Annotated in this window: 3 protein-coding genes; all 3 read right to left on the reverse strand. The window is 64.5% G+C overall.

Annotated elements, in window-relative coordinates:
- Positions 1-96 precede the first annotated feature (96 nt).
- From recD to recC, 3 genes are read right to left on the reverse strand one after another with little or no spacing between them, the layout of a single operon-like run.
- Positions 97-2,172: an exodeoxyribonuclease V subunit alpha gene (gene recD / locus FHW75_RS17565; RefSeq protein ID WP_183674125.1), complete on the reverse strand. Its 2,076-nt coding sequence runs from the start codon at positions 2,170-2,172 to the stop codon at positions 97-99.
- On the reverse strand, positions 2,169-5,843 hold the full coding sequence (gene recB, locus FHW75_RS17570; protein ID WP_159266604.1) for an exodeoxyribonuclease V subunit beta: 3,675 nt from the start codon (positions 5,841-5,843) through the stop codon (positions 2,169-2,171). The genes recD and recB overlap by 4 nt, the downstream gene beginning before the upstream one ends.
- On the reverse strand, positions 5,840-9,319 hold the full coding sequence (recC, locus tag FHW75_RS17575) for an exodeoxyribonuclease V subunit gamma (RefSeq protein WP_183674127.1): 3,480 nt from the start codon (positions 9,317-9,319) through the stop codon (positions 5,840-5,842). Before recC ends, recB begins: the two co-directional genes overlap by 4 nt.
- Between the last annotated feature and the right edge of the window lie 195 nt (positions 9,320-9,514).

Below are 9,514 nucleotides of genomic sequence, written 5' to 3' on the forward strand. Positions count from 1 at the left end.
GAAATCTCTTATGTTCCTTTCCGGTATCGGCGCAACGATAGCACATGGCCGCTTCCTTGTATGGAAGAGCGGCCAGGTGCATCGGGTTGTATGCCCCTAGACCTGCTCCAGCATCAACCCGGAAATACGCCGTACCTTGCGCGCCACCGCCTCTTCGAAAATGCCCTGGCGTGGCTCGACCAGGCTGAAGCAGTGCTTGGCGCGGGTGATGCCGGTATACACCAGCTCCTTGGTCAGCACCGGGTTGAGCGCATCCGGCAACACCAGTGCGGTGTGGCTGAACTCCGAGCCTTGGGACTTGTGCACGGTCATGGCGAACACCGTTTCCACTTCGTTAAGCCGGCTCGGCAAGACGAAGCGCACCCCGCCACTGCCATCGTTACGCGGGAAAGCCACGCGCAGCAGCGGCTCGCCTTGCTCATCCGGCAGGCGCAGGGCGATGCCGATGTCACCGTTCATCAGGCCCAGGCCGTAGTCGTTGCGGGTCACCAACACCGGGCGCCCTTCGTACCAGGGCTGCTGGCTGTCGATCAGCCCGGCATTGTGCAGCACCCGCGCCACCCGCTCGTTGAGGCCTTCGACACCCCAGGCGCCGCGACGCACCGCGCAGAGCAACTGGAAGTCCTCGAAGCTGTGCAGCACCTTGCCCGCCCACTGCTCCCATGCCGGGTCGTCAAATGCGGTTTCGAGTGCCGGCCTGTAGCGGCCAAGGGTGCGCAGGTAGCTGCGATAGCCTTGCGGGCCTTCGGCACCACGGTTCAGGCCGTCGAGCAGCAGGCGGTCAAAAGCATGGTCCTGCTCGTGCTTGAGCGCCAGGCTGTGCACATCCTCCGGTGGCGTGGCCAGCAGGTTGCGTGCCGCGTAAGCGTCCTGGCGATTGACCAGCCTGGCCAGTTGACCAATGCCGCTGCCTTCGCCGAAGCGTCGTGAAAAGCGCAGCATTACCACCTGTTGGGCCAGCGGGTTGCGCTGCTCATCGCCGGCCTTGAGCCCGCTGCCGGCCAGCGACTCGCCGCTGACCTGTTCCAGCCACGCAGTGGTTGCCGGCGAGTAACAGCCCTCTTCGGCATCCCGGCACAAATCCCCCAGCACCGCACCGGCCTCGACAGAGGCCAACTGGTCCTTGTCCCCCAGCAACACCAGGCGTGCCCGTGGCGGCAAGGCATCGAGCAGGTTGGCCATCATTTCCAGGTCGATCATCGACGCCTCGTCGACCACCAGCACGTCCAGCGGCAACGGGTTGCCAGCATGGTGGCGGAAGTGCCGCGAGCCTGGGCGGCTGCCGAGCAGCCGGTGTACGGTGCTGACGTCAGTGGGAATTTGCCCGCGGACCTCGGCGCTGACTTGCAGCCGCTCGACTTGCTGGCCAATGGACTCGGTCAGGCGCGCAGCAGCCTTGCCGGTCGGCGCGGCCAGGCGTATGCGCAGCGGCCTGCCCAACTCTACCGCCGGCCCCTGCAGCAGGGCCAGCAGGCGCACGACGGTCGTGGTTTTCCCCGTGCCGGGGCCGCCCGTGATGATGCTGAAACCGGCACGGGTGGCCAGCGCACACGCAAGCTTCTGCCAGTCCACCTGGCCTGCTGGCGCCCCGCCCGCGAACAGCTGCACCAGGCGATCTGACAGGTCGGTCAGCGGCGCTTCGGCCTGGGTCAGGCGCTGGCGCAGGGTATGGTCGATGCGCCGCTCGTAGCGCCAGTAACGGCGCAGGTACAGGCGCTCGCCGCTGAGCACCAGCGGCCGCGCTTGCTGGCCTGGGTTATCGCCGAGTGCCACCAGCGAGCTGGCGGCGATGCGCTGGCGCCAGGCATTCAAGTCGAGGTTGGCCAGCAGCTGCGAGGGTAACAGCAGAGGGCCAGTCAAGGCGTCGCCTTCCGGTGGCAGCGACAGTGCAAAGTCGGGCTCGGCCAGGGTTTGCTGCAAATCGAGGCACACATGGCCATGGCCCAGTTGGTGGCTGGCCAACGCTGCCGCCAGCAACAGCAAGGGGTCACTGCCAGGGGCGCGCTCTTCAAGGAACGACACGAATGCACGGTCCAGGGCACGCAGCCAGCCCCGCTCTACCCAGCGGTCGAGCAGTTGCAGCAGGTCACCGCTGTCATGCTGAGGTGCCAGCGCCAACAGGTGCTCGGCGTGCAGTGGAGTGGGCAAAAGGTCGAGTAGGCTTCGGCTCATGGAGCGACTCCGGCTAACAGGTCCTGCTGTGCGGGCGCGCGCTCGCCACGGAACAGCGCATCCAGGCGTTCAATCAGCTCACGCGGTGGCTTGGCGTGGTACACGCCGTGGCCGCTGCTGCTGGCGCCTCGCAGGAAGATGAACAGGGCGCCACCGACATGGCGGTCGTAATCGTAATCCGGCAGGCGTGCGCGCAACTGGCGGTGCAGGGCCAGCAGGTACAGCACGTACTGCAGGTCGTAGCGGTGCTCGATGATGGACTTTTCCATGGCCATTGTGTCGTAGGCCTGGATGTCCGGGCCCAGCCAGTTGGACTTGTAGTCGGTCACGTAATACCGCCCGTCCAGCTCGAACGCCAGGTCGATGAAGCCTTTGAACATGCCGTTGAGCACGGTTGGCTGCGCTGCCGGGCGTGCCAACCCAGGGTGGGTGTAGCGAGCGACCAGGCGGTCGAGTTGTTCGGCGTCGACCTGATGGCTGGCGAACCAGAACTCCATTTCGATCTGGTAATGGCGCAACTGACCGAGCGTTACACGCAGGTCGTTGCCCGGTAACGGCAGCGGCTCGTTCAACAAGCGTTGCAGCCACTGGGTGAGGGTGGGAATCCACCCGGTCCAGTCACGGCGGTTGCATCGCTGGCCAACGGTTCGCTCGATCAGCTGCGAGTTGCCGGTGACCTGGCTGAAGCCCTCGCGCCCTGCCCATTCCAGCAGGCCATGGAGGAAGGTGCCCGGGTTCGGCCCCCGTGGAAAGCGGTGGATATCGCCGCTGTCGGGCGGGACCTCGCGCAACACCTGGGCATCGAGCACCTCGTCATCCAGCAATTGCTGGGCCTGCGAGCTGTCGGCGCCAAGGGTCTGGTCGCCGACGCGCAGGGCGCTGTACGACGCGATCCACCAATGCTCGGCTGCGGCGCGGCGAGGCTTGCGTGCAGGCAGCAGCTCACGCTCGGCATGGGGCATGCGATACACCTGCTCATCCGCCTGCGGCAGACCCGGGCAGGTGATGTGCGGGCACGTCGCCGCCAGCGCCTGCAACCAGCCCGTCAACTGCGTCGATTCGGCCAGAGCAATGCCGCCCCCCAGCAGGTAGCCAAATGCCGAGCGGTGCAGCTGCGAACGCTTCTGGTTGCCACGCTTGAGGTCGGCAACACCCAGCCAGCAAGCATACTGTGCCCGGGTCAGGGCTACGTAGAGCAGGCGCAGGTCTTCGGCCAGGCGCTCGTCATCGGCGCGCTCGATCTGCTCCTGGTTCGGCGTGAGTGTGAGGTGGGCATTACCGTCGCTGTCATGCCAGGCCAACGGCAGTCGGGTGCCGTCGACGGGTTTGCTGGTGCAGATGAACGGCAGATAGACCAGGGGATATTCCAGGCCCTTGGACTTGTGGATCGTTACCACCTTGACCAGCTGTTCGTCGCTCTCCAGGCGCAGGATCTGTTCTTCACCGGCCTGCCCGGAACTGGCCAGGTGCTCGGCCAGGTGACGGATCAACGCCTGCTCACCGTCCAGCTCGCCTGCGGCCTGTTGCAACAGCTCGGCCAAGTGCAGCAGGTTGGTCAGCACCCGCTCGCCATCACTGCGGCGAATCAGCGTGCGCGGCAGATGGAAGTCATGCAGCAGGTGGCGCAACATCGGTAGCACCCCTTGGCGCTGCCAGGTGTCGCGGTAAAGGCGAAAACGCATGACCCAGCCTTCCCAGACCCGCTCGTCCTGGTTCAGCCGGTCCAGTTCGGCCAGCGACAGGCCCAGTGTGAGGCTGGCCAGTGCGGCCTTGAGCAGGCGTTCCGAGTCTGGCTCGGCGCAGGCCTTGAGCCAGGCCAGCAGGTCGTGGGCTTCCTGGGCGGCGAACACCGAGTCCTTGTCGGACAGGTACACGCTGCGCACATCACGCTTGGCCAGCTCGGCGCGGACCATCTGCGCTTCATGGCCATCACGCACCAGGATGGCGATGTCCGAAGGCAGGCAGGGGCGCAATTCGCCCTCGGCATTCTGGAAGCCCGCCGTGCCCTGCTGGCCACCGTTGAGCAAGGCGACGATATGGCTGGCGCAGCTGGCGGCCAGTTGCTGGCGGTAAACGCTGCTGGAAACCGGCTCTTCGCTTTCCAGCTGCCAGCATTGCAGGGCTGCGCTGGCTTCACCGCCAATCAGCAGCTGTTCGCCACGGCCCTTGGCATGCACCTCGATGAACGGCAACGGGTTGTCATCGGCCTCGCGGAACAGGAATGCACCCCGCCCCATTTCACGCGCCTCGGCCTGCAGGAACACCTGGTTGACCGCCGCAACCATGGCTTTGCTGGAGCGGTAGTTGGTGTCCAGGCTGTGCAGGCGGCCGCTGGTGGCGCGCCGCGCAGCAAGGTAGGTGTAAATGTCGGCACCCCGGAAGGCGTAAATTGCCTGCTTGGGGTCACCGATCATGAACAGGCCGGTTTGTGCACGGTTTTCGCTGATCTGGTAAATGCGCTCGAAAATACCGTACTGCACCGGGTCGGTGTCCTGGAATTCGTCGATCAGCGCAACCGGAAACTGTTCGCGAATCAGGCTGGCCAGGCGCTCACCGGCCTCGCTGGCCAGGGCGTGCTGCAGGCGCAGGAGCATGTCGTCGAAGCCCATTTCCGCTCGGCGGCGCTTCTCCACTTCGAATCGCGCCGATACCCAGCCGGCAGCATGCTCAAGCAACGGCGCATCTGGGTTGTCCAAGGCCTGCAATTGCTGTTGCAACGTCTGCATGGCGTCGAGGGCCGGGTGGTCGGGCGGTTCGCCCTTCCAGGCTTCAGCCATGCCCGCAGGGGTGAGTCGGGTGAAGCCGGTACCCAGGTCGAGCTCCACCAGATGCTCATCGGCAGCCCAGGCGCAAAGTTTGTCGAACCAAGGTTCGAAGTAACGGGCCTGCATCTTGCGGCCGTCGACCTGCTTGGCGGCCAGTGCATCGCGGCAGATTTGGCGCAGCTCTTCGGCCCACTGCGCCCACGGCGCCTTTAGCCGAGCCAGCTGTTGGTCACGTTGCTGCAGTGACGCCTGGATCAACGCGGAGGGCTCTGGCCCGTCGTGCTGAGCGCGTATGCGGCCAAACAGCGGGCGGATGCGCGGCAGCAAGGCATCGGGGCTCCCCCAGTTGCTGCGGACCCAGGCCAGCGCATCACCGTGCATGCCGTAGCAGAAACGCCGCCAGTAATCGCGCATCACCTGGCCCAGCAGCTCGCTGTGGTCGGTTTCCAGGGTCTGGGTGAACAGGCTGCCACTGTCGAAGGCATGCTCGCGGAGCATGCGCTGGCACCAGCCATGGATGGTCGATACCGCCGCTTCGTCCATCCACTGCACAGCGATTTCCAGGCGGCCGGCACACCGCGGCCAGGCCTCTTGTGGATAATCGTCACGCAGTTGATGCAACAACGGGTCGGCGGCTTCCAGTTCACCACGGAAAAACCGTGCAGCCTCAGCCAGGCGGGCACGAATGCGCTCGCGCAGCTCTTTGGTGGCAGCGTCGGTGAAGGTCACCACGAGGATTTGCGGTGGTAGCAGCTCGCGGTCAAAGCCCTGTTCGCCACCGTGGCCGAGGATCAGGCGCAGGTACAGCGCCGAAATGGTGAAGGTCTTGCCCGTGCCGGCGCTGGCCTCGATCAGCTGGCTGCCGTGCAGGGGGAAACTCAGTGCCAAGGGACGGGCCTGGGTCATACGCCTTTCTCCGGATTGCCCAAGGTCTGCCAAGGGGCGGTGAACAACGGGCGGTACAAGGTTTCGCACCAGCCTTCGAAGGTTTCGTCAGCAGTGAGTGCGGCAAAGTCACGGAACTGGCGAGCCAGGGCAATGCTTTCACCCCGCTCGCCAAAGCTGGTGCGCTCGTCGCCTTCGTAGGCGCGGGCTGCGGCGGCCAAGGCCTTGTCGGCATCGTCCTGGGCCAACCATGCAAACGCGGTTTTGGCTGCAACGGGCAGAGGCGCATTCATCCCTGCCTGACGGGCCACGAGCAAATCGCCCAACAGTTGTCTGGCCTGCTCGGGCGGCAGCGGTGCAAGCAACAGGGTCAGGTCACTGGCTACCAGTGCACTGTTATAGGGGTAGCCTGCCGCACAGGCGGCCAAGTGCGTGACCCAAGGGGCAATCAGGCGGTGCCACTTGAGGTTGTTGCGCCCGGCACTGATGGTGTTGGGTACGGTGGTGATGCTGAGCAGGCTCTGGTCATCCGCCTGGAACACACGGCCCAGCCAGCCTTCGAGGCGGTGCTGGCCGTGCTCGAAATGCACCGGCAAAGCGCCCTCGACCAGCTGTGGCCAGCGTTGCAGCAACTGCTGGTGACGTTGCAGCAGGTCGGGTAGCGGCTCGATCAGCTCGTTCTGCAGTAGCTCGCCGAAGCCGGCCAGTGGCAACAAACCGCAGGCTTGCAGGCGCCGCGCCTGGGCCTGCAAGGCCTGTTCGGCGTTGCCCGGCTCGGCCAGGGCGGCGCCGAGCAGGCTCTCACTGGCGCCGTAGCGTTGCAGGGTATCGAGGACAAAGGGTTCTTCGTCCGGGGTCGGCGCCTCCAGTGCTTCGAAGTACACCTTCAAACGCTGGCTGAAGAAGTGCCGTACCGGGTGGCGCAGGAAGTCATTCAGCTGGGTCAGGCTCAGGGCTTCATCGTCGAAATAAGGTGGCAAGCCAGGGTCGCCCTGCTCTTGCTCTTCGCCTTGCTGGTGCAGCACCTGCCATTCGTGGGCAAAACTGAACAGCGGGCTACCCTTCTGGAAATAGCGGGGGCTGAACGGCTGCAGTGGGTGTTCCAGGGTCAGTGCATGCAGCAGTTGCTCGCCCGGCTCCACGGGTTGCCCTTGCTCGGCGCCGTTCAACTGCCAGCCCGCAGCGATGTGATCGCGCAACTGGCCGATCAGTACCGAGGCCGGGCGCTCGCTGTTATCGCGGATACTGCGCCCGACCCAGCTGACATACAGTTGGTCACGTGCCGACAGCAGCGCTTCGAGCAGCAGGTAACGGTCGTCTTCGCGGCGTGAGCGGTCACCGGGGCGGTAATCGCTGGCCATCAGGTCGAAGTCCAGTGGTTGCTGGGCGCGCGGGTAGTCGCCATCGTTCATGCCCAGCAGGCAGACTACGCGGAACGGGATGGCGCGCATGGGCATGAGGGTGCAGAAATTAACCGAACCGGCGAGGAAGCGTTGCGACAGCTTGCCCTGGTCGAGGCCTGACAGCCAGGCCTCACGCACCACGGTCAGCGGCAACGGGTCATTCAGCCCAACAGCCTCGCACACTTCAAGCCAGCCATCGCGCAGGTCCTGTAGCTGCATCAGCAGGAACTCGTCGTGCTCATCCTCGGCGAGGAAGAATACCTGCAGCAAGGCGTGCAGGCGCTCCCCCCACTCACTGACAGTGGCAGGCTCGGAAAACGCCTGACAAGCGACGTCGAGTGCATCGAGCAGTGCGACCAGCGGACCGATCAGTGCTGCGTCCAGGCCTCCGATTTCATCGTAGGGCTCGATGCCATCGCAGGCCTCTCCCACACCTACGGCATAGCCCAGCAGCATGCGTCGCAGGCCGAAGCGCCAACTGTTCTGTTCAAGCCCGGCGGGCAAACCCAGGCTGGCCCGCTGCTCGGCGTTGAGGCCCCAACGAATACCGGCGCCCTCGATCCAGCGGTGCAGCGTAGGCAAGTCGTTTTCGCGAATACCGAAGCGGGCACGGACTGCCGGGACGTCCAGCAGGTCGAACACTTCGCTGACCGCGAAGCGGCTATCCGGCAGTTTGAGCAGGTGTTCAAGGGCAATCAGTAAAGGCTCACGCCCGCGCTGGCCTTGGTCGGTGAGAGTGAAGGGGATGTAGCGCGGGTCACTGCGCTGCAACTGGCCGAACACGGCGCGAATATGCGGCGCGTAAGTGTCGATGGCTGGCAGCATGACGATTACGTCACGCGGGCGCAACGTAGGGTCGGCGCTGAAGCGGGCCAGCAGCTGGTCATGGAGAATCTCCACTTCGCGTTGCGGGCTGTGTGCAATGTGGAAGCGGATCGAGCGGTCTTTGCCTGGATCGACTGGCGGCCACAGCTCGCGGGTTTCGGCGAGCGGGCGTAGTTCAAGAATGTCGTCCTGCAACTGGTTGAGCAACGTGGTAGGCGAGCCGTCGCTGAACAGGTCGATGCGCCCATCGCTGAACGCACCCTGGTAGCTGCCCGGATCGTCATAGCTGTCGAGCAGGTTGATGTAGTCGCGGCCCTGTTTGCCCCAAGCGGCCAACAACGGATGAGCATGCTGGTGCAGCGACTGGTCGTCCAGTTGCAGGGGCATGCCCTGTTTGCGTTGCTGGCGCCTGTACTGATGGCGCAACAGGTCCTTGTCAGCAACGATGTCCGCCCAGTGGTGGCGGCAGGGGTTGTGCACGCACAGCAATACCTGGCTAAAGCGCGCCAGGCCTGCCAGTGCCTCCAGGGCCTGCGCAGGCAACGAGGAAATGCCGAACACGATCACCCGCGGGGGCAGCCCCGCAGGTGCCTGTTCCAGATTGTTGATGCGCTCGGTGAAGCGCTGATGTACCCCGGCGCGGCTTTGCGCCATGCCCTGCTCACCGACATCCTCCAACAAGGCTCGCCACAACTCGGCTTGCCAGCGGTTGCCCGGCGGCAGGGCTTTGCGCTCACCACGGGCAGTATTGAGGATGTGATTGCCAGCAGCCCAGTCCTTGAGCCAGTCGGCGCGGTAGACCTGGTACTGGTCGAACAGGTCGCCCAGTCGCTCGGCGAGCTGGTAGCGCTTGCGCAGGTCGCTGTCGTCATTGAGGAAGCGCTGCAGCGGCTCGAAATGCGGGCGCTCTATCAGGGCTGGCAGCAGGCGCATCAGGCGCCAGGTCAGTGGGGCCTTGTCGAGCAGGGATACTTCGGGAATTTCGTCGTGGCCCAGCACGCTGCGGTACAGCTGCCACATGAAGCTGCCAGGCAGTTGCACATCGATTGCGGCAGCGATGCCGCAGCCACCCAGGTCATTTTCCAGCGGGTCTTCAGCCAGGGCCAGTTTGAGCCATTGGGCGATACCATTGCTTTGGACAAGGGCGATTTCGTTTTCCAAAGGTGCCAAGGGGTAACGGCGCATCCAGCTCACCACCAGGCTGCGTAGGTCATCGAGGCGGTTGCCGTGGACGATCATGAAACCTGGATGGAGCGTGGTAATAGCCATTGAGCATTCCCTGGAAGGCAGTTGGTTCAGATGCGGAACCATATCACGGGGCGTGGCACGGACCGTGGCACGCTTGGAGACAAACCTTTTCCTGGCCGGAAAAGACAAAACCCCTACCTGCATGCGCAGATAGGGGTTTTGCGAAATGAATCTTGACGATGACCTACTCTCACATGGGGAAACCCCACACTACCA

Source organism: Pseudomonas sp. OG7 (assembly GCF_014192825.1).
In the GTDB taxonomy this organism is placed as follows: domain Bacteria; phylum Pseudomonadota; class Gammaproteobacteria; order Pseudomonadales; family Pseudomonadaceae; genus Aquipseudomonas; species Aquipseudomonas monteilii.